Source organism: Gordonia sp. 'Campus' (assembly GCF_022206305.1).
Lineage (GTDB): Bacteria > Actinomycetota > Actinomycetes > Mycobacteriales > Mycobacteriaceae > Gordonia.
Map to the genome: position 1 here is coordinate 71,246 of NZ_JAKOIW010000012.1, position 19,947 is coordinate 91,192.

General features: G+C 68.3%; 18 protein-coding genes. 8 read left to right on the forward strand and 10 right to left on the reverse strand.

Going from position 1 to position 19,947, the window contains the following annotated elements; all coding sequences use genetic code 11:
- Positions 1–12: 12 nt before the first annotated feature.
- Together MAY35_RS14280 and MAY35_RS14285 are read right to left on the reverse strand one after the other, a co-directional pair.
- Positions 13–1,176: a lipase family protein gene (locus MAY35_RS14280; protein WP_374237958.1), complete on the reverse strand. Its 1,164-nt coding sequence runs from the start codon at positions 1,174–1,176 to the stop codon at positions 13–15.
- Positions 1,177–1,309: 133 nt separating this feature from the next.
- Positions 1,310–2,194, reverse strand: a complete 885-nt coding sequence (locus MAY35_RS14285; protein ID WP_374237956.1) for an RDD family protein — start codon at positions 2,192–2,194, stop codon at positions 1,310–1,312.
- 111 nt (positions 2,195–2,305) lie between these two features.
- Between MAY35_RS14285 and MAY35_RS14290 the strand changes: the two genes are divergently transcribed.
- From MAY35_RS14290 to MAY35_RS14300, 3 genes are all read left to right on the forward strand, one after another.
- The gene (locus tag MAY35_RS14290; protein ID WP_238421963.1) at positions 2,306–3,301 is read left to right on the forward strand and encodes a stage II sporulation protein M; all 996 of its coding nucleotides are present in this window, start codon (positions 2,306–2,308) and stop codon (positions 3,299–3,301) included.
- Positions 3,298–4,404, forward strand: coding sequence for an epoxide hydrolase family protein (locus tag MAY35_RS14295; protein ID WP_238421964.1), 1,107 nt, complete (start codon positions 3,298–3,300; stop codon positions 4,402–4,404). Before MAY35_RS14290 ends, MAY35_RS14295 begins: the two co-directional genes overlap by 4 nt.
- A gap of 84 nt (positions 4,405–4,488) precedes the next feature.
- Positions 4,489–4,764: a hypothetical protein gene (locus MAY35_RS14300; RefSeq protein WP_238421965.1), complete on the forward strand. Its 276-nt coding sequence runs from the start codon at positions 4,489–4,491 to the stop codon at positions 4,762–4,764.
- Between the two features lie 8 nt (positions 4,765–4,772).
- Here MAY35_RS14300 and MAY35_RS14305 read toward each other — a convergent pair whose 3' ends face one another.
- The 4 genes from MAY35_RS14305 to MAY35_RS14320 are packed head-to-tail and all read right to left on the reverse strand — an operon-like array spanning position 4,773 to position 7,746.
- Positions 4,773–6,029 carry an alpha/beta hydrolase gene (locus tag MAY35_RS14305; RefSeq protein ID WP_238421966.1) on the reverse strand — a complete coding sequence of 419 codons (1,257 nt, stop codon included), beginning with the start codon at positions 6,027–6,029 and terminating at the stop codon, positions 4,773–4,775.
- A complete protein-coding gene (locus MAY35_RS14310) occupies positions 6,026–6,271 on the reverse strand; it encodes a hypothetical protein (RefSeq protein WP_238421967.1) in 246 nt (81 codons plus the stop codon). The genes MAY35_RS14305 and MAY35_RS14310 overlap by 4 nt, the downstream gene beginning before the upstream one ends.
- Entirely contained in the window at positions 6,268–6,930 is a 663-nt protein-coding gene (locus MAY35_RS14315; RefSeq protein WP_238421968.1) for a VOC family protein, read from the reverse strand. The genes MAY35_RS14310 and MAY35_RS14315 overlap by 4 nt, the downstream gene beginning before the upstream one ends.
- A gap of 60 nt (positions 6,931–6,990) precedes the next feature.
- Positions 6,991–7,746 (reverse strand): maleate cis-trans isomerase, encoded by a 756-nt coding sequence (locus MAY35_RS14320; protein WP_238421969.1) that lies wholly within the window; start codon positions 7,744–7,746, stop codon positions 6,991–6,993.
- Positions 7,747–8,007: 261 nt separating this feature from the next.
- On the opposite strand from MAY35_RS14320, the gene MAY35_RS14325 reads away from it, so the two are divergent.
- The 5 genes from MAY35_RS14325 to MAY35_RS14345 are packed head-to-tail and all read left to right on the forward strand — an operon-like array spanning position 8,008 to position 16,569.
- Positions 8,008–10,116, forward strand: coding sequence for a hydantoinase/oxoprolinase family protein (locus MAY35_RS14325; protein WP_238421970.1), 2,109 nt, complete (start codon positions 8,008–8,010; stop codon positions 10,114–10,116).
- 34 nt (positions 10,117–10,150) lie between these two features.
- Positions 10,151–12,472, forward strand: coding sequence for a hydantoinase B/oxoprolinase family protein (locus tag MAY35_RS14330; protein WP_238421971.1), 2,322 nt, complete (start codon positions 10,151–10,153; stop codon positions 12,470–12,472).
- The gene (locus MAY35_RS14335) at positions 12,469–14,184 is read left to right on the forward strand and encodes a (2,3-dihydroxybenzoyl)adenylate synthase (RefSeq protein ID WP_238421972.1); all 1,716 of its coding nucleotides are present in this window, start codon (positions 12,469–12,471) and stop codon (positions 14,182–14,184) included. The genes MAY35_RS14330 and MAY35_RS14335 overlap by 4 nt, the downstream gene beginning before the upstream one ends.
- A 10-nt stretch (positions 14,185–14,194) precedes the next feature.
- Positions 14,195–15,826 (forward strand): FAD-dependent monooxygenase, encoded by a 1,632-nt coding sequence (locus tag MAY35_RS14340; RefSeq protein WP_238421973.1) that lies wholly within the window; start codon positions 14,195–14,197, stop codon positions 15,824–15,826.
- Positions 15,823–16,569 carry a TetR/AcrR family transcriptional regulator gene (locus MAY35_RS14345; protein ID WP_238421974.1) on the forward strand — a complete coding sequence of 249 codons (747 nt, stop codon included), beginning with the start codon at positions 15,823–15,825 and terminating at the stop codon, positions 16,567–16,569. Before MAY35_RS14340 ends, MAY35_RS14345 begins: the two co-directional genes overlap by 4 nt.
- A 229-nt stretch (positions 16,570–16,798) precedes the next feature.
- On the opposite strand, the gene MAY35_RS14350 is transcribed toward MAY35_RS14345, so the two are convergent.
- From MAY35_RS14350 to MAY35_RS14365, 4 genes are read right to left on the reverse strand one after another with little or no spacing between them, the layout of a single operon-like run.
- Positions 16,799–17,470 (reverse strand): RraA family protein, encoded by a 672-nt coding sequence (locus tag MAY35_RS14350; protein WP_238421975.1) that lies wholly within the window; start codon positions 17,468–17,470, stop codon positions 16,799–16,801.
- Entirely contained in the window at positions 17,470–18,975 is a 1,506-nt protein-coding gene (locus MAY35_RS14355) for a tripartite tricarboxylate transporter permease (RefSeq protein WP_238421976.1), read from the reverse strand. Before MAY35_RS14355 ends, MAY35_RS14350 begins: the two co-directional genes overlap by 1 nt.
- A complete protein-coding gene (locus MAY35_RS14360) occupies positions 18,975–19,538 on the reverse strand; it encodes a tripartite tricarboxylate transporter TctB family protein (protein ID WP_238421977.1) in 564 nt (187 codons plus the stop codon). Before MAY35_RS14360 ends, MAY35_RS14355 begins: the two co-directional genes overlap by 1 nt.
- Positions 19,528–19,926, reverse strand: a complete 399-nt coding sequence (locus tag MAY35_RS14365) for a universal stress protein (RefSeq protein WP_238421978.1) — start codon at positions 19,924–19,926, stop codon at positions 19,528–19,530. The genes MAY35_RS14360 and MAY35_RS14365 overlap by 11 nt, the downstream gene beginning before the upstream one ends.
- Positions 19,927–19,947: the final 21 nt, after the last annotated feature.

Genomic DNA, 19,947 nt, shown 5'->3' on the forward strand with positions numbered 1-19,947 from the left:
ACCCCGAAGTCCTCACAGCTGGGCGATGAGCCACTCGGCGATGGTCGTGGCGTTGCGCGGGTCCGTTGCCACTCCCGGATGTCCGGTGAAGCGGTCGGAGTACGTGACCGACACTCCCGCACGCCGATAGGTGTCGACCAGACCGGACACCAGCGGCTGTGGGGACACGGTGTCGACGGTCCCCGAGTCGATGCGCACCGGGAGGTCTCGCGGAAACACAAGTCGGGCAACGTCGTTCGCGTGGAGCACCGCGAGCAGTTCTCGCTTCATCTCCTCGCCCCGCGGGCCGAGGAGTTGCGCGGGTGCGAGACCACCGAACGAGTCCGGTGCCGTCAGGTCGGCGTAGCACCGGGTCTCCACCTGCGGACGCAGCGCGCGTGCCCGCGCACTGAGTCCGCCGTTCTCCATCAACGCGTCGAAGTCGGGATCCGCTGCGGCCGCGCCACTCCCGATCAGTGCGGCCAGCCCCATGAGTTCGTTGATCGCCGGCCCGGCCACCGGGATGTTCGACGCGCCGTCGAGGAGGGCGGCCACCTGCGTCGGCGGCGCCAGTGCCGACACCGCCCGCAGCCTCAGGTTGCCCCATTCCGACGACGGGCGGGCCGCGGCGGACAGTGCCGCGACAGCGCCCTCGGAGTGCCCCGCCACGACCACGTCGCGTCCGATGCGCGGGTCGTGCGCAGCCGCGGCGACAGCCATGTCGATCGTGGACCGCGCGAGCGAATCGCCGATCAGGTAAGGATGCGGTCCCGGCCCGCCGATACCCTCGAAATCCGGTCGGGCGACGGCAAAGCCGGCGTCGAGAAGCCGGGCGACGATGCCGTCGCCGGAAGTCATGCGGGGCAGCTCGGAATGGCCGGCGTGCGCGACCGACGGGGCACACGCATCGGCGCCGCCGACCGTCATGTGGTTCCAGACGGCGAGCGGCCAGCCGTCGGCGGGTGGCGGCGTCGGAGGCGTCAGCAAGGTCCCGGTCATGGTCGTCGGCTCGCCCCGGACGGAGGTCGAGGTGTACCGGACGCGGAGCGTCGACTCGGCCTGGGGGAGGGCGACGGTGCGGTCGGTCACGGGTTCGGTGTCGAGAATCTGCGGCACCACGAGTCGGGTCGTCGACGAATCCGGTGTCGGCCCTGCCCAGGAGGGCGCCGCACCCGTGAGGGCGGTCGCGCAGACCACCGTGGCTCCGAGGACCGCGGCGACCAGCCGCCGACCACCGGATCGGTTCACGAGATGTGGTGGCACCGTCACCTGTCGCAGCGTAATCGGTGGCGGGGCGGCGCGCTTCGGAGTGCGATGGGATGCCGCCGAGTCAACGCAACAGACGGTCCCGGAGCGCCGCCTCGCGCACGAGGCGTTCGGTGTCGCGTCGCCGACGCTCGGCCATGATCGCCGACAGCACGTCCTCGAACGGTGCCCCCGTCGGGGGAGCGGGCGCGACGAACGGCGCGACATCGAAGACCAGCCTGCGGGCCGCGTATGCCCGAGGCTCGGGTGTCATGTCGTGCCTGCCGCCGAGGAACTGGCGGACGAGGACGGCGAGCCGGTCGGGGAGTGCAGCCATGTCGGCGGACACCGCCCACGTCTCGAGCTGCGGGGGCATCTCGATAGGCCGCTGTTCGACGATGCGGTGCCGGTCGCGGATCACATAGGTTCCGGCGAGCAGGTCGCCGAGCCGCTTGTTCTTTCGCGAGATGGCGGCGGAGATCAGCGCAGGCAGGCCGAGACAGGCATAGAGTTCGACGAAGCCGACGAGTGCGCGGGCCAGGGAGTGCCGGAATCCGATGGGACCGGCGTCATCGCGGACGGTGCGCAGACCCATGATCAGATGCCCCATCGTCTTTCCGGGCGTCAGCGTCTCCATCGCGGTGGGGAGTGTGATGACGGCGAGGATGGGGATCAGGGTCTGGATCGTTCCGCGCCACGCTTCGTTCGCGTCGATCGCGACCTTGAACGACAGCCACCACAGGAACAGCCAGAGGCCGAAGCCCAGCACGACGTCGATGATGCCGGAGAGGATCCGGTAGCCGAGGTTCGCCGGCGGCAGGGCGAGGGCGACCGCCTCACCGGACACGAGATCGTCTCGCCCGACACCGACCGTCGTGGTGGCGCCGGTGCCCCAGGCCACCTGCCCGGGTCCGCCGCCCGCGGGAGCACCGGCCATCGCGGGTGGCCGCGGCGGAACAGGACTCGACATCACGCCTCACCCTACGACGCGGTGAGGGCCGGATGCCTGCGGACCGCACAGGCGCGATGTCCGCTGAATGACACGCGTCGATGTTCCGAGAATGCCCGTTACGCTGGCCGGGTGGATCTCGACGCCTATGTGTCTGCGCACCGCGCGACGTGGGAGCGGCTCGACGCGTTGTCGCGCCGTCGCCGGCTCACCGGTGCCGAGGCCGACGAGATGATCGATGCCTACCAGCGGGTGGCGACCCACCTCTCGGTCATCAGGTCCACGGCTCCCGACGCGGCGCTCGTGGCGTATCTGTCGTCGTTGCTGGCGCGAGCCCGCGGTCGGGCGACCGGCACCCGGGTGGGCACCCCGGCCATGGTCGTCGAGTTCTTCACCCGCTCGTTTCCGGCTGCTCTGTATCGCATGCGCTGGTGGTGGCTCACCGTCATGGGGGTCTGTCTGGGTGCGGCCGTCGTGATGACGTGGTGGGTCCTCGAGCACCCGCGCATCGAGAGTTCGTTCGCGTCGGCGGGTGAGATCGAGCGCCTCGTGACCAACGACTTCGAGAACTACTACAGCGAATTCGAGGCCACGTCGTTCGCGGCACGGGTCTGGACCAACAACTTCTGGCTCGCGGCGCTCTGTATCGCGGTGGGTGTGTTCGGCTTTCCGGTGATCTGGATGCTCTACAGCAACATCCTGAACCTGGTGGTGGTCGCGTCGATCATGATCCGCCACGGCCGGGGCGATCTGTTCTTCGGGCTGATCCTGCCGCACGGAATGCTCGAGCTGACCTGTCTGTTCGTCGCGGCAGGCGTGGGTCTGCGCATCTTCTGGGCCTGGGTGTCGCCCGGGAACCGGACGCGGGCAACGGCTCTCGGTGAGGAGGGTCGTGCCGCGATCGGTGTGGCCCTCGGCCTCGTCGTGGTGCTGTTGCTCTGCGGCGTGATCGAGGCCTTCGTGACACCCTCTCCGCTGCCCACCTGGGCGCGGATCGGGATCGGTGTCACGGCGTGGTCGTTGTTCATGGCCTATGTCTTCGTCGCGGGCCGCCGCGCTCACGAGTACGGGGACACCGGAGATCTCGCCGAGGCCGATCGCGGACTCACGGCGCCGACGGTGGGGTGATCGGAGAAGTGTTCGTTCGCGCCACGACCGCCGCACTCGACGACCTCCGGGATCGGTTGCACCGCCACCGACCGGTCCCGCGCGCCGACGTCGACGGCACGGCGGGCTTCGACCCGGATCTGGTGACCGCCCTGATCCGGTACTGGGCAACCGAGTTCGACTGGCGCGCACAAGAAGATCGGATCGCCGGCCTCGATTGGGTGCAGACCGAGCGCACCGACGTGCCCGTGCGGGCCGTTCTATCCGAGGCAGACTTGTCCGAAGCCGCCGGCAGCCGTGCCCCGGTGGTGGTGCTGCTCCACGGGTGGCCGGATTCCGTGCTGCGTTTCGAGCGCATCTTCCCCCGCCTGCGAGACGTGTCCGTTGTGGCGCCGGCGCTTCCCGGGTTCCCGTTCTCCGCTCCCGTCCCACGGGGGCTGTCCTCGGTCGAGATGGCCGACGCCGTCGCCGCCGCGATGACCGAGTTCGGTGTGGATCGCTACACCGTCTCGGCCGGCGACGTCGGGTGCGATGTGGCCGAGGCGCTGGCCGCGCGTCACCCGGACCGCGTGGCCTCCCTGCACCTGACGGACGTCTCGCAGTACCACTTTCTGGCCGGCCTCCCGCCCGATCTCGACGACGAGGAGGTGGCGTACGTCGAGCGCGGGCGCCGATGGCAGGCCGCCGAGGGCGGATACATGCATCAGCAGTCGACGAGGCCGGACACCCTGGCGGTGGGACTCGGCGACTCGCCCGCGGGACTGGCGGCGTGGATCGTCGAGAAGCTGGTGCGCTGGACCGATTGCGACGGCGACCTCTTCCGCGTGTTCTCCTACGACGAGGTCCTCACCTGGGTGACGGCGTACTGGCTCACCGGCACGATCGGGACATCGTTCGGCCCATACGCGACACAGGCCGCCAAGGACTGGCCGAGGGTCGAGGCACCGACGGTGTTCACGCTGTTCGCCCACGATCTGGTCAACGCGCCGCGGCAGTTCGCGAACCGCCACTTCGCTGTCGCCGACTGGCGCGAGTTCGCTCGCGGTGGACATTTCGCGGCGTGGGAGCGGCCGGATGACTATGTCTGGGGTCTGCGCCGAGCACTCCAGGCGGGCGGTCGTTGACGGCCGAATAGTGGGTCGCCGCAACCGGGCCCACCCGGGTGCATACGATCACGGGAAAGACTCGACGACGGAGGGAACACTCTGATGGCCGCAGGCAAGCAATCGCTGGACAAGATCTCGTTGGTGGGCGGCGGACTCGCGGCCATGGGGCTCGCGCATTTCGTCGCCCCCCAGGCGTTCGCACCGATCACCCAACCCGTGTTCCCCGACGACACCACCACCTGGACCTACCGCAACGGCGCCTGCGAGACCGCAATCGGTGCGGCGCTGGTGTCGAAGCGCACCCGCCGCCTGGGCCTGGTCGGGCTGGCCGGTTACGTGGGCTTCCTCGGATATCGGGCGGCGCTCGCGAAGAAGTGAGGGCAGGCCTACCCCCTCGCTGAGAACCGCTGCACCAGCCACCCTCCGATCTCCGCGGCGGCGAGGCTCGCGCCGGTCGGCGCCCCGCGGCGGATCGGACCGCCGAAATGGGTTCCCTCGACGCGGACGTGCGTGACATCGTCCGCGCCGAGGGCGTTCACCATCGCCACCGCATCCTCCGGGAAGCACGCCTGGTCGCCGGTCAGCTCGACGAACAGCGTGGGTACCCGGATACCGGGCGCGCAGCGGACGAATCCGGCGTTGCTGGACAGACCCGACCACGTCGACAGCCACGCGTCGGGGGTCGCCAGTCGGCCGAACCCGACCAGGCCGTAGTCCGTGAGGTCGGGTCGTCGACCGAACAGCGACCCGTACGGCCGGTCGTTGGGACTCAGCGACTGATCCAGGAATCGAAGGTCGGCATCGGTGCGGTAGATCGTCATGACGCGAGGTGCGAGCGCGGCCCGGCGGTCGACCGGATCCGCGCTGGCGGCGAAACGCTCACGGGCGCGGCCGGTCTCGGCGACGAACTCGCGCGCGACGGCGTCGAGACGTTCGACGCGGGCACGTTGCGCGGCCCGGTACCTCTCGACGAAATCCGCTGTATAAGAAGAGCTCTCCGGGGGTTCGGCATATCCGTTCGCCGGATCGAAGGGGTTGAGTGACGGGTCGACGCCGAGCGGATCGGCCTCGTCGACCACGGACGGGTCGATGAGGCGCAGCAGCAGTTCGCCCTGACCGGGGTGCGGGGCCAGGAAGATCGCACCGTCGGGCAACGGCATGTCGGCGCCGGCCAGGTCGACCGGCCGTCCGGCCGGGGTCGTCGACAATCGGTCGCCGGGGGCCAGGCCGGCCTGTTCGTGATAGAAGGCGAACAACGCGCCGCCACCCGAATGGCCCAGTGTGAGCACCGCTCCGAAGTCGCGCTCACGCAGGAACACCTGGCCGGCGGCGGCGTCGAGGATCGCCTGTTCGTGGATGAGGGTCAGATCGTTGTTGACCGATCGGGTGCCCTGCGTCCACACGGCGAAGCCGCGGGAGAGCAGCTCCGGAACCAGGACATGGTGGGTGAGATCCTGACGCGGGTGCATGAGTGCGACGACGACGGACGCCCCCGGGACGGTTCGTAGTACTCCGGTGACCTTGGCGCCGTCGGCGGTCGCCAGTTCGTGGACCGACGTCGAGGTGTCCGACGGTTGCTCGGCCGCCTCGATGTAGCGTCCGGCTCCCAGCCTGCTCGCGCCGGCGGTCGTGGTGGCACTCACCGTGCCTGGACCTTCAGTGCGTCTTTGTCCCACTGCGTGATCCGCGAATCGAGCAGACCCGCGACGCTGCTGTACCAGACGGCATGCCGACATCCGGTTGCACGCCGGTCGACGACGATGGCGTCGTCGGAGGTGATGCGGAAGTAGGGCCCGATGTGATCCACGGTGACACCCGGTGCCTCGCCGGCGACCGCGGCGACCGCCTTGTTCTCGGGGACGTCGAGCACGAAGAACGTTGTCATCGCGTCGACACCTCCCCGCCGGCGAGGACGCTGCCGGTCGTCTGTTGGTCCTGCCAGTCCGCTGCTCGCTCGAGGATCCGTTCCGCCTTGCGTACGAGCAGGGCGTCCATGGTCGGATTCGGCTGGGACACCACGTCGATGAGGGCCTCGATGGTGAGGTTGGCGTCGAGGTCTTCCTGCGGCGTCACCGGTCGCATGGCGCGGGTGATCTCGATCATGTAGCCGTTCGGGTCATGGGTGTAGATGGACTCGATGGTCTCGTGCTGGATCTGCATCTCGACCGGCCACTCACTCGCGTCGAGTCGTCGACGGTACTCCAACAGGTCCGTCTCGTCGTCGACATGGATGGCGAGGTGACGCGAGCGGATGAACCAGATCGGGACATCCTCGGCGAACCGCGAGTACGAATCACCCTGGGGCCCACCGTCGAACGGCTCGAGTCCGAAATAGTAGAAGAAGGCGAGCCGGTCGTCGTTGCCGATGTCGAAGAAGAAGTGGATGAAGTCGGGGTGCTTGTCGGGTCCCCAGCCTGCGGCGCAGATCGAGTGCACCACGGGGAAGCCGAGGACGTCGCGGTAGAAGCGGACGGTGGCCGCCGGGTCGAAGGTGGGGTAGGCGACGTGGTCGACGCCGCGGACCTTGTGGGGGAGTGGGCTCATGAAGGGCTCCAGAAGAATCGGGGGCGGAGAAATAGGGGATGGAGAAATAGGGGACGGGGATCAGGCGGGGACGGTGGCGATGTCGGCACGCAGAAGGCTGCCGGCACCCTCGATGGATGCCGAGAGCCCGAGCCCGCGCAGGATGCTGTAGGCGCCGGCGGTCGCCGCCGACAAAACGGGCAGGCCGAACTCGCGCTCGGCGTCGTCGATCAGGCCCAGCGACGGCATCTGGACGCAGCAGGACAGCACCAGCGCGTCGACGCCGTCCAGTTCGAGGGACCGGGCCGCGGTCATGACCCGTTCGCCGGGGATGCACCCGACCTCGGCGTTGTCGGCGACTTCGAGCGCCCGCCAGTCCATCACCTCGAATCCCTCGGCGTCGAGGTACTCGACGACCTTCTCGGCGAGAGGCCGTAGGTACGGGGTGACGAGGGCGATGCGGCGGGCGTCCAGGGCCCGGAGGGCTTCGACGAGAGCACCGGCGCTGGACCGGATGATCGCCTCGGAGCCGCCGGCGGCGAGTTGTTCGGCCACGGCGCCCTCCACGCGCTGGTGTTCACCCGGCCCGCCGACCATCAGTGCGATGAGGCACGCGTAGAGGATCGCGTCGGGCGAGGCGTCGGCGATCTCCAGCACGCACCGCTCGCGTTGGGCGTTCATCGCGGCGAGCTGTTCCGGCGACACGGTGTGCATTCTCATCCGGGTCGAGTGGAACGAGAACTCCGACACCGGGTGCCGGTTGAGGAGGGCCGGCATCTCGGTCTCGACGGTGACGTTGGAGCTCGGCACCACGAGCCCGATGCGGTGAACACCCATGGGCGGTCCTTTCGATTGCGGCGCAGATCGCGGCCGACGGCGTCACGTTGACGCTGACGACGATTATTCGACGCATATGAAGATTCGTCAAGCGGCGCCGGTCGGCGCCGTGAGCTGCAGTGATGCCGAGACAGGGGACAATCATGGGTGACGCAGCTCATATCCGATGCTTGACACCTGGTCGAACACGTCGAATACTCAACGCCAACGTAAACAAGCCTGACGGGCCCCGCGGCCCGAACCACGAAGGAGTATCTGGCCATGACATACGTGATCGGTGTGGACGTCGGCGGAACGTTCACCGACGCCGTCCTCGACGACGGCAACGGACTGGTGGTGGCCGGCAAGGCGCCTTCGACGCCGCCCGACTACTCCGCGGGGGTGATGGACGTCCTGACCGTCCTCGCCGAGCAACTCGGCCGCCCGCTCGACGACATGCTCGCCGACACCCACCACATCGCGCACGGCACCACGTCGTCGCTGAACGCGCTCGTCATGGGCCGGGTGCCGGACGTCGGATTCATCACGACCAAAGGGCATCGCGACTCGATCTTCATCATGAACGTGGAGGGACGCTACCTCGGACGTTCACCCGAGCAGCTGCAGAACGTGCTCGCGCAGAGCAAGTCTCACGGGTTGATCCACAAACGTCATGCGCTCGAGGTCACCGAGCGCATGGACCGTGACGGTCGCGTCGTGGTCGCGCTGGACGAGGACGAGGTGCGCGCTGCGGTCCGTCAGCTGCTCGACGACGGGATCACCGCAATCGCCGTCTCGCTGCTGTGGTCGTTCCGTAACCCCGCCCACGAACGGCGGATTCGCGAGATCGTCGCCGAGATCGACCCCACCGTGTTCGTCTCGCTGTCGAGCGAGGTGAGTCCACGGATCCGGGAGTTCGCGCGCAACGCGACCACGGTGATGAGCACCCAGATCGGTCCGGGCCTCCGGGACTACCTCGGCGAACTCGAGGGCAGGTTGCGCGACCATCAGCTCGCCGGTCCCCTCCTCGTGATGCAGAGCAACGGCGGCGCCGTCGCCGCGTCCGAAGCGCCGGGCAACGCCATCTCGACCGTCGGCTCGGTGCTGACCGGCGGGGTGGTCGGGTCGGTGTCACTCGGTCGGCAGCTCGGCCACGACAACATCATCGCCACCGACGCGGGCGGCACGACCTTCCTCGTCGGGCTCGTCGTCGACGGCGAGCCGGTCCGGTCGTCGACGACGATCATCAACCATCACCCGATCAACGTCCCGACGCTCGAGGTCCATGCGATCGGCGCCGGCGGCGGCGCGATCGCCTGGATCGATGCCGGCGGCAACCTCCAGATCGGACCCCACAGCGCGCAGGCCGTGCCGGGTCCGGCCTGCTATGGGCAAGGCGGGACCGAACCGACCAACACCGACGCCAACCTCGTCCTCGGCATCCTGCCCGAGCGCGGCTTGCTGGGTGGTCGCAAGGCGCTCGATCTGCAGCTCGCCCGCGAGGCGATCCGCACCCGCATCGCCGAACCCCTCGGCCTGTCGGTGGAAGAGGCCGCCGCCGCCATCTATGCGGTGCAGAACGCCCAGACCGGAGATCTGTTGCGCAAGACGGTCGTCGAGGCCGGTCACGATCCCCGCAACTTCATCGTCTACGCGTTCGGCGGTTCGGGCCCGGCGCACTGCGGCCTGTACGCGCAGGAGATCGGGGTGTCCCGGGTCGTCGTACCGCTCGGTCAGGTGGCGTCCGCCTTCTCCGCCTACGGCCTGGCGTCGTCGAACATCGTTCTCGCCAAGGAACTCTCGGACCCGGCAGCGATGCCGGTCGACCCTGCCCGGGTGGAGGAGAACTTCAAGGTCCTCGAGGAACAGGTACGCGGTCAGCTCGACCGTCAGGGCCTGCAGTTCGCCGCCATCGAGATCGAGCGGGAGATCGACATGCGATACAGCATGCAGCTGGCCGAGGTCGCGACCCCGCTACCCGACGGTTCGCTGACGTCGACGGAGATCGTCGCCGCCGCAGAGGCATTCGAGAAGAAGTACGCGGACCTCTACGGAAAGGACAGCGGATTCCGCGAGGCGGGCATCCAGGCCATCACCTACCGCGTACGCGGCACGGGTGTCCTCCCGTTCTCGCCGGAGCTGCCCGAACTGGCAACCTCCGACACCACCGACCCGTCGTCGGCCCACGTGGGTGTGCGCAAGGTCTGTCTCGACGGCCGGCGCGGCTTCGTCGACACCGACATCTACGACTATGCCGGACTGCGAGCGGGCCACATCATCCGTGGACCCGCCGTCATCGAGGTGCCCACCACGACGGTGGTGGTTCCGCATGACACCACCGGTGAGACCGACCGTCTGGGCAACCTGAACATCACCGTCGATCCCGCATGACCGACCACCAGCAGCAACCACAGGAGTCGCTCTCATGACCGCACCCATTCCCGGCTCGGAGGTCTTCTCGAGCCGACCCACCGATCTCGACGCGCTGGCCCGATCCCTGCCGCCGTCGTTGCCGGTGCACACCGTCTCGCAGGAACAGATCGATGCACTCGACCCGCTCACGTACGAGGTGATCCGGCACCGGTTGTGGTCGGTCACCGACGAGATGGGTGAAGCCCTCAAACGGATGTCGGGATCGCCGATCGTGACCGATGCCAACGACTTCGACTTCGCCGTCAGCGACGAACTGGGCCAAGAGGTCCAGGTCGGGCTGTACAACACCATGCTGGTCGGCGCCGTGGACCTCGCGATCTACTGGACCCTGCAGCACCGTTCGCTCAATCCGGGCATCGCCGAGGGTGACATGTTCCTGTGCAACGACCCGTGGGTCGGTGGCGGACTGCATCAGAGCGATGTGATCGTCTACCAGCCCGTCTTCCACGACGGCAAGCTGTTCGCCTGGACGAGTGCGATCTGCCACGAGCCCGACCTCGGCGGATCCGGACTGGGCTCATTCGACCCGGCAGCCAAAGACGTGTTCTCCGAGTCGCTTCCGACGCCGCCCATCAAGGTTGTTCGCGATTACGAGCTGCAGCGCGACGTCGCCGACGTGTGGGTCCGGCGGAGTCGGGTCCCGATGCTCGTCGGGCTCGACCTGCGCGCCAAGATCGGTGCGAACAGTGTCGGAAGTGACCGGTTGCTCGCGGTCATCGAGCAGTACGGGGCAGACACGGTCAAGGCCGTCATGAAGCGGATGATGTCCGACGCCGAGGGGCGGCTGCGAACGAAGCTGTCCGACCTGCCGGACGGCACCTGGCATGCCACCGGGTACCAGGACCAGTCCCAGACCGGCGACCGCGGTGTCCACAAGATCACCGTCGCCATGACAAAGACAGATGACCACCTCGAGTTCGACTTCACCGGTACCGACCCGCAGACGGGCGTCATCAACTGCACGTACGCGGGCATGCGCGGCGGGGTGATGCTGGCGCTGCTCCCCATCCTCGCCGGTGACATCCCCTGGTCGGCAGGCGGTCTGATGCGATGCTTCGATCTGGTGGCCGAGGAGGGGACGATCAACAACGCGACCTTCCCGGCCGCGGTGAGCCGCGGACCGATCGGCCCGGCCTGGCTCACCGGCAACCTGATCGCGGAGTGTCTGGCCCAGATGTTGGACCGCCACCTCGAGTTCGGCAAGAACGTGCAGGCGTCGTGTTGCGGTACGTGGGACACCGCGGTGGTCGCGGGCCTCGACGAGCGCGGTGAGCAACCGGTGCCGTTCCTCAACATCATGATGGAGCCGATGGCCGGCGGGTACGGAGCGAGGCCGGTCGCCGACGGTATGGACACCGGTGGCCTGTTCTGCATCCCGATGGGGCGCATCCCCGACACCGAGATGACGGAGTTCCTCTACCCGCTGCTCACCCTGTGGCGCCGGGAGGAGCCCGACTCCGGCGGCCCGGGGCGGCATCGCGGCGGTGTGTCGGCGTCGTTGGCCGTGACGCCGTACGGCACCAGTTTGCCGATGGGACTCGTGTTCGCCTCGGCGGGCAAGGCGGTGGCCCAGAACTCCGGGTTGGCGGGCGGCCTGCCCGGCAACACCGGCCTGGAGATTCTCGCGCGTGATTCGGGTGTGCAGGAGTTGTTGGCACAGGGGCGGATTCCCGGTTCGATGGACGAACTGGCCGGGAACAAGGAGATCGGCGCGTGCTACGACGAGAGTTACCTCGCCCCCGGTGAGGTGCTGTACATGCACTGGCAGGGCGGGGGCGGTTATGGCGACCCGTTGCACCGCGAGCCGGAAGCCGTGGCGACGGACGTGCGCAACGGCAAAGTGACCCTCGCCGGTGCCGAGGAGACGTACGGCGTCGTACTCGCCGACGGCCGGGTCGACGACTCGCGGACCGAGGAGAAGCGGGCACAATTGCGCGAGATTCGCCGAAACCGCTCGGAGCTCCCGTCCGGACAAGAGGCGACCCTGGACCTGGATCGCGCCCGACGTCTGGACGACAACCTGGTCGAGGCCACGATCGGCGATGCCCGCGTCGTGGGCTGCGCACACTGCGGAAGGCTGTTGGGCGACAGCAAGTCCGGCCGGCTCGACCTGGCACGCTACGACGGCCCGTCGAGCGACGCCGGTCCGCAGGTCACCTCCGATCCCCGCGAATACGTCGACACCGACGTGGTGTTCCGGCAGCAGTGCTGCCCGGGGTGCTTCACGGCCGTCTACTCAGGCATCGTGCCGGTCGACCATCCCGACCACATCGCCGAGCTCGCGCAACTGCTCCCAGCGGTGGCGGGTCGATGACGGTGACCTCCACCCCCGAGCGATCGTCGGCCCGGACTCCGGGACCTGGTCGGTCACGCTGGGGCGACCGACTGGTCGGGTACCCGGCGGACCGCGCCGCGGTCTACCGGCAGGCGGGTGAGTGGACCGACCGTCCGCTGGCTCGACGTCTACAGGACACCGTCGACCGCTTCCCCGATCGTCCCGCCGTGGTGACCGATGTGGCCTCGATGACATACGCCGAGTTGGGAACCCGCACCGATCGGATCGCGGCGGGACTGCTCGATCTCGGCCTGGTACCCGGCGACCCGGTGCTCTTCCAGACCGGGAACAGGATCGAGACGGTCCTCGTCTGGTACGGATGTGTCAAAGCGGGGCTGGTGCCGGTGGCGACGCTGGCGGCGCACCGTGCGCACGAGATCGGCCACATCTCCCGTGCGGTCGGCGCGGTCGGACACGTCGTCGAGGCCGGACTCGGTTTCGACCTCGTCGAGTTCGCGCGGCAGCAGGCCCAGGGCCACCCGACGCTGCGCTCCATCCTCACGGTCGGCGCAGTCGGCGGTGAGGATGGAACGCACCCGGTGGAGACCCTCGGGGCCGACACCCCGCCGGCGGAGGCGCGAGCGCGGGTCGAGTCGGTCCAGTCCGGCATCGACCCGCTCGACGTCTGCGCGTTCCAGTTGTCGGGCGGCACCACCGGTGTGCCGAAGGTGATCCCACGTCTGCACGTCGAGTACTGGGACAACGCCCTGCTGTACGCACGGCGTCTGGGGTGGACCGAGGAGACGCGCGTCGCGCACCTGATCCCGATCATCCACAACGCGGGCATCAGCTGTGGACTTCATGCCGCGCACTCGGTGGGAGCTTGTCTCGTCCTCGCGACCGCGGACGTGTCGAAGGCGTTCCCGCTCATGGCACGGGAACGGGCGACGGATGTCCTGATCGGACACGGGCACTATCAGGCCGTCGCCGGCCCCGAGTTCGACGAGCCGAGCGCGTTCCTGCGCAACGTCATCCTGTCCGGCGCCAAGCCCGGTCGCGAGCTCTTCGACCGGGCCGGTGGCCGAACACGCTGGGTCGGACAGCTTTTCGGGATGTCCGAAGGCATGTTCACGGTCTCTCCCCGGAACGCTCCGGAGGAGTCGCGGCTGACCACGGTCGGCACCCCGATCGCCTCGCGAGACGAGATCCGGATTCTCGAACCCGGCTCGGAGGTCGAGGTGGCCGACGGTGAGGTCGGCGAGCTGTCCTGCCGGGGTCCGTACACGATCCCCGGTTACTTCGACGCACGCGAACACAACCGGGCCGCGTTCACGACCGACGGCTTCTACCGGACCGGGGATCTCGCGAAGGTCGTGCTCGTCGACGGCGAGCGCCATGTCTCCGTCGAGGGGCGAATCAAGGACCTCATCAATCGCGGTGGCGAGAAGATCAACGCCGAGGAGATCGAACAGCTGCTCGTGACCCATCCGCGGGTGCGCAACGCCGCCGTCGTCGCCATGCCCGACCCGAGGCTGGGTGAGCGGACGTGCGCATACCTGGTCACCGCGGACGGCGAGCCGGTGTCGATGGCGAGTGTTCGCGCACACCTCGAAGAGCTGGGCGTGGCCAAGTTCAAGTGGCCCGAGCGGCTCGAGCACGTACCGGAACTACCTCAGACGAACGTCGGGAAGATCGACAAGAAGCGCCTCCGCGCCGACGTCGTGGCGAAGCTCGAGCGAACTGATCAGTGAGGAAGAAACGATGAAACTCAGTCGAATCGCCGTGCTCGGTGGCGGTCCGGGTGGGCTGTACGCAGCGCGCCTGCTCAAGCGAAGCCACCCCGATGCCGAGGTGACCGTGTACGAACAGGGCTCGCCCGACACCACTTTCGGATTCGGCGTCGGCCTGGCGTCTCGGACCCAACGCAACCTCCGCCAGGCCGATCCCGACTCGCTCGACGCGATCGTCGCCGTGTCACATCCGCACGAGATGTCGATGCGGGTAGGCGACCATGTGGCGCGCCTGTCGCACGGCGAGCTGCTTGCGATCGCACGGACGACGCTGCTGGAGGTGCTGCAGGACCATGCCACGGCCGCGGGTGTGCGGTTGGAGTTCGGCGCGCGCAGGTCGGTCGCCGACCTCGACGCCGATCTCATCGTCGCCGCCGACGGCGTCAACAGCGCCACCCGCACCGATCTCGCCGACGACCTGGGTCCGGCCATCAGTACCGGCGAAGGCCTGTACCTCTGGTGCGGAACGGACTTCGCGTTGCCGAGTGCCATCTTCACGCCGGTGACCACCGAACACGGCACCTTCGTCGCCCACGCCTACCCGTATGCGTCGGACCGCAGCACGTTCCTGATCGAGACGGACGAGACCACCTGGCGTCGAGCGGGTTTCGACGTCTCGACCGAGGCTACGGGCGTCGCCGACAGCGACGAGACCGCACTGGCCTATCTCCAGGAAGCGTTCGCGGACGCGCTCGACGGTCATCGTCTCATCGGCAACCGAACCCGGTGGCTGCGCTTTCGCACCGTGACGTGCAACCGGTGGCACACCGGAAACGTCGTGCTGCTCGGGGATGCGGCGCACACCGCGCACTACTCGATCGGGTCGGGAACCAAACTCGCGATGGAGGACGCGATCGAGCTCGACCGCGCGGTGCGGCATGCGACGACGCTCGACGAGGCCCTGTCGGCCTACGAATCGGCGCGGCGGCCGAATGTCGAATACCTGCAGTCGATAGCGACCCGGAGCGAGCAGTGGTGGGAATCGTTCCCGCGTCGTGCGGACATGCCGGTGGACCAGCTGATGATCGCCTACATGACCCGCGCGGGGAAGGTGGGGATCGACCGCTTCGCGGCCTCGGCACCCGAGGTGGCCCGGCGAGGTCTGGCCGCCTACGCCGACGTCGATCCCGCGTCCGTCCCCGACGCCGCGACCGCGCAGTGGATCGTCGCACAACCGCTGGTACGCGGACCGTGGTCCTTCCCGAGCCGTGGAGCCCCCGTGCAGCTGCGTTCCGAGCCCGGAACCCTGCGGCTCGACGTGGATGTCGACTCCGCGTGGGGCCCAGGGGCAGGACGTCTGGTCGCCGAGGCGGCGCACGCGACCGTCGTGTGGTTGACCGGGCGTGGCGATCGCGACGCGGTGCTGACCAGACTCGACGTCGGGGAGCGCCTGCGTCGGGAGACCGGCGCTCTCGTCGTCGTCGAGGCTCCGGGCAGCTCGTACGACGATCTCGTCGCCGGTCTGGTGAGCCTCCGCGCCGATCTGGTGTTCGTGACCGACGCGGCCGTGGCGGATGAAGCTGTGGGGGATGGCGCTGCGGTGGATGAACTGCGCGAGGTGGAACGGAACACCGAGGCCGAACGCACTATTCTTCGCCTATGACCAGCTCGACCCCCCAGGAATCGTCCACGCCAGGTGGGCGGAGTGGACGCAGCAATTCTCGTCGTGAGCTGGTCGAACGCGAGATCATGGAGCAGGCGACCCGGTTGTTCGCCGAGCGCGGGCTGGCCAGCACCACGCTGCAGGACATCGCCGACGCCACCGGTCTCACCCGCCCGGCGCTCTATCACTATGTGGCCAACAAGGACGAACTGTTCGCCCGGCTGGTCAGCGAGATCGCCGAGGAACCGGCGATCCTGCTGCACGAGATCAATCAGCGCACGGATCTCGACCCCGTCGGGAAGGTCCACGAGATGGCGATGTCCATCGCACTCCACCAGACCCAGACCCTGGACCGGTTCCGTCTCCTCATCCGGTCGGAGGCCGAGCTGCCGCCGGCTCTGGCCGAGACCTACCGCCAGAGCCGCCGGCGGGTCCTCAAAGAGCTGGTCGCGGTCGTCGAGGAGGGGATCGCCCAGGGAAGGTTCCGTCCCGCCGATCCGCGGGTCTCCGCGCTCGGAATCATCGGAATGCTGAATTGGCTTGCCTGGTGGCATCATCCGGGCGATGCCGAGTCCGATCGCAAGGTCGCGCGGCAACTCGCCGACATGGCGGTCAATACGGTGGTCGATCCGGAAGCGGACACCGCGGTCTCCGGGGCCGATCGCCTCATCGCCCAGATGCGGCAGAACCTGGATTACCTGGAGCGGGAGGTCCGGGAGCGCACGTCACCCCCGGCTCCCTGATCCGAAAGGGCCGTGTAACTCCTGGTCCCTGATCCGAAAGGGCCGCATAACTCCTGCTCCCTGATCCGAATGCGCCGCATAGCTCCTGCTCCCTGAGGTGCGAGGAGCGATAGCGACGAGCCACGAAGGGTTGGCGACGCATCTCGCCACGACCCTTCGAGACGGCCTCCGTAGGCTCCGGCCTCCTCAGGGAGCGGAGCTGAAGCTGCGCTCCGCAGAGGGCGGGAGTTCAGATGCGGCCGAACTCCGTCATCGCGTCGGCGAGGGTCATACCGTTGCGGATCGCCGCACGGACGTCGATTTCCTTGTCCGTCATGGTCTCGGCGGCCTCGAGCACGACGTCGACGAGCGCGGCGGGGATGACGATGACACCGTCGTCGTCGCCGAGGATGAAGTCCCCGGGTTCGATGACGACCGGTTGCCCGGACGCGCCCGGCAGGGTGACGGACTGCTGCCACGCGCTGACGCGCCAGCGGCCGCTGGTCTGGACCGACGTCGGGTAGCGCGAAAATGTCGTGAAGCCGATCTCGTGCAGCCATTTCCGGTCGCGGACACCGCCGTCGAGCACTGCGCCGGGGGAACCCCGCTGCATCATCCCGATCGCGACGAGTTCACCGAAGTAGCAGACACCACGTCCGTTCCCCTCCCACACCGAGACCTCGTCCGGGCCGATCTCGTTGCACGCCTGCGCTTTCAGCGGGTCCCGACCCGGCTCGTCGCTCATCGCGCCCGAGATGGTGAACGCCCACCCGGCCAGGCGTTCGCGCCCCGCCACGCAGGTGAAGTCGGTCCCGAGCGCCTGATCACGGTGGCCGAGGTCGTCGAGGACATCGGCGACATTGGCGACGTCGACGGCGAGGAACCGGGAACGGATGAGTGCGCGGTCGGTGGTTGTACGCATCACGTGTCCTGACGCGTCCGCATCCGCAGGCGGCGGAACGCGGTGAACAGGACGACAACAGCGAGGACGCCGTAGAGGGCCCAGGTGATCGCGCTGCCCACCAACACGCTCGGATCGCCGCCGCTCGACATCATCGCGTTGCGCAGGCTGGTCTCGGCGAGGGGGCCGAGCACGACGCCGATCATGACCGGCGCGAGCGGGAAACCGTAACGGCGCAGCAGATATCCGACGAAGGCGATCGCGATGACCAGGATGAGGTCGGTGATCGCGGCCGAGGTTGCGTAGACGCCCAGGACGCAGAACACCGCGATGCCCGCGTAGAGGTAGTGCCTGGGGATCAGCAGCAGCTTTGCCCAGATGGCGGCGAACGGCATGTTGAGGATCAGCAGCATGACCAGGCCGATGAACAGGCTGGCGATGAGGGTCCACACGAGGTCCGCGTTGCGTTCGAAGAGCAGTGGTCCGGGCTGCAGGCCGTACTGCTGGAACGCTGCCAGCATGATGGCCGCGGTGGCGGACGTGGGCAGGCCCATGGCGAGCAGGGCTCCCATCGCGGTGCCCGACGTCGCGTTGCCCGCCGCCTCCGGTCCGGCGACGCCGCGGATGGCGCCCTGTCCGAACTGGGGGTCGGGTCGCTTGCGGTCGAGACGCCGCTCGGTTCCGTAGGCGAGGAACGTGGGAACCTCCGCGCCACCGACCGGGATGACGCCGAACGGAACACCGAAACCGGTGCCGCGCAACCACGCCGGGAGCGCCTCGCGGAACTCGGCGCGCTTGAGGAAGGGCCGGCCGATGACGGTGTCCGCGTCCGGGGCACGCGTGCGATGGATGCGAGAGGCGACATAGATGACCTCGCCCAGGGCCAGGGTGCCGACGGTGATCACGATGATGCTGATGCCGTCGAACAACTCGGGAGCGCCCATGGTGAAACGCTGGGTGCCGGAGATCCCGTCGATCCCGACGACCGCGAGGATCAGACCGATGAGCAACCCGGTCAGGCCCTTGATGACGGAGTCGGAGACCACCGAGGCGATCGCGATGAACGCGAAGACGGCCAGTGCGAAGTACTCTGCGGGACCGAACTGGATGGCGAGGTCGGCCAGCTTGGGGGCAAAGAACACGACGATCGTCGTTGCGATCATCCCGCCGATGAAAGCGCCGATGGCGGCGGTGGCGAGCGCCTGTGCGGCCCTCCCGCGCTTGGCCATCCGGTGTCCTTCGAACGATGTCGCGATGGCGGTGGACCCGCCGGGGGTGTTCATCAGGATGCCCATGGTCGAGTCACCGAACAGACCGCCGAAGTACACACCGGCGAACATGATGAACGCGGCGGTGGGGTCGAGGGTGAAGGTCACCGGGAGCAGCAGCGCGACGGCCATCGCCGAACCGAGACCCGGGAGCACCCCCACCGCGGTACCGAGCAGCGCGCCGATGAAGACCCAGAGCAGGTTCATCGGCGTGAGCGCCTGGGAGAAGCCCTCCAGCAGAAGCGAGACGTTGTCCATCAGAACAGCCCTCCCAGGATGCCGGCGGGCAGATTCAGACCGAGGCCCGCGGAGAAGAACGCCTGCACGGCACAGGAGACGACGAGGGACACCCCGATGTCGAGAATCGGGCGGGTGGAACCCATGGCGTGGGCGACCATCCAGAACAGCAGTGCGGCGGACAGGATCCAACCCAGAGGGATCAGCAGCACGGTGAAGGCGATGAGTCCGGCCAGGACGAGACCCATTGCACGCCAATCGCTCTGCGTGCGCCACTGTCCGGCCGCGGGTGGCACGATGTCGGGATCGGGCTCGTCGGGGTTCCGGAGCGTCTGCACGGTCAGGAGACCGGCGACGAGGTAGGCGCAGATCGTCAGGATGATCGGGAAGAACGCCGGTCCGGGAGTGGCCGCGCTTCCCGGGATCTCCATGCCGATGATTCCGACGGTCAGGTAGATGGCGAGCGCGAGCATCAGGCCCGCGACGACCAGACCGCTCCGTCCGGTGAGGGGTCGGCGGGCGCGCACCGGTCCGTCGTCGAACGACGTGTCGGCGGGCTGGGCCGCCGCGTTGTCAGTCGTCATGATGGGCTGCCTTCACTGCGAGTACCGGGACCTCGGCGTCGATGAGGATGCGCTGCGCGTTCGAGCCGAGCAGGAGCTTCCCGACCCGCGACCGTCGGCGCAGGCCGACGACGATGAGATCGGCGGACAATTCTTCGGAGACGTCGATGAGTTCGGCGGCCGGATCGGAGTCCTCCCGGCGATGGCCGACCCAGCGAATCGCGATGTCGTCGAGGATGTTTCCGTCACGAGCGAAGTCCGGCTCGGGGATGCCGCCGTCGTCGTCGACGGCGGGGGTGTCCATGTCGAAGATGATCAGTTGCGAGTTCTCGCTGCGCGCAACGCGCCGGCCGTGATCGAGCGCCGCGCGGCCTTCGGGCGTGTGGGCGAAGGCGACAAGAATGGTCATGGTGTCTCCGTGATGTCGGGT

Excerpts from the sequence above, each read along its gene's own strand:
- MAY35_RS14285 (WP_374237956.1), bottom strand. The coding sequence starts at position 2,194 with ATGTCGAGTCCTGTTCCGCCGCGGCCACCCGCGATGGCCGGTGCTCCC.
- MAY35_RS14300 (WP_238421965.1), top strand. The coding sequence starts at position 4,489 with ATGGCCGCAGGCAAGCAATCGCTGGACAAGATCTCGTTGGTGGGCGGC.
- MAY35_RS14310 (WP_238421967.1), bottom strand. The coding sequence starts at position 6,271 with ATGACAACGTTCTTCGTGCTCGACGTCCCCGAGAACAAGGCGGTCGCC.
- MAY35_RS14315 (WP_238421968.1), bottom strand. The coding sequence starts at position 6,930 with ATGAGCCCACTCCCCCACAAGGTCCGCGGCGTCGACCACGTCGCCTAC.
- MAY35_RS14320 (WP_238421969.1), bottom strand. The coding sequence starts at position 7,746 with ATGGGTGTTCACCGCATCGGGCTCGTGGTGCCGAGCTCCAACGTCACC.
- MAY35_RS14325 (WP_238421970.1), top strand. The coding sequence starts at position 8,008 with ATGACATACGTGATCGGTGTGGACGTCGGCGGAACGTTCACCGACGCC.
- MAY35_RS14330 (WP_238421971.1), top strand. The coding sequence starts at position 10,151 with ATGACCGCACCCATTCCCGGCTCGGAGGTCTTCTCGAGCCGACCCACC.
- MAY35_RS14335 (WP_238421972.1), top strand. The coding sequence starts at position 12,469 with ATGACGGTGACCTCCACCCCCGAGCGATCGTCGGCCCGGACTCCGGGA.
- MAY35_RS14340 (WP_238421973.1), top strand. The coding sequence starts at position 14,195 with ATGAAACTCAGTCGAATCGCCGTGCTCGGTGGCGGTCCGGGTGGGCTG.
- MAY35_RS14345 (WP_238421974.1), top strand. The coding sequence starts at position 15,823 with ATGACCAGCTCGACCCCCCAGGAATCGTCCACGCCAGGTGGGCGGAGT.
- MAY35_RS14350 (WP_238421975.1), bottom strand. The coding sequence starts at position 17,470 with ATGCGTACAACCACCGACCGCGCACTCATCCGTTCCCGGTTCCTCGCC.
- MAY35_RS14355 (WP_238421976.1), bottom strand. The coding sequence starts at position 18,975 with ATGGACAACGTCTCGCTTCTGCTGGAGGGCTTCTCCCAGGCGCTCACG.
- MAY35_RS14360 (WP_238421977.1), bottom strand. The coding sequence starts at position 19,538 with ATGACGACTGACAACGCGGCGGCCCAGCCCGCCGACACGTCGTTCGAC.
- MAY35_RS14365 (WP_238421978.1), bottom strand. The coding sequence starts at position 19,926 with ATGACCATTCTTGTCGCCTTCGCCCACACGCCCGAAGGCCGCGCGGCG.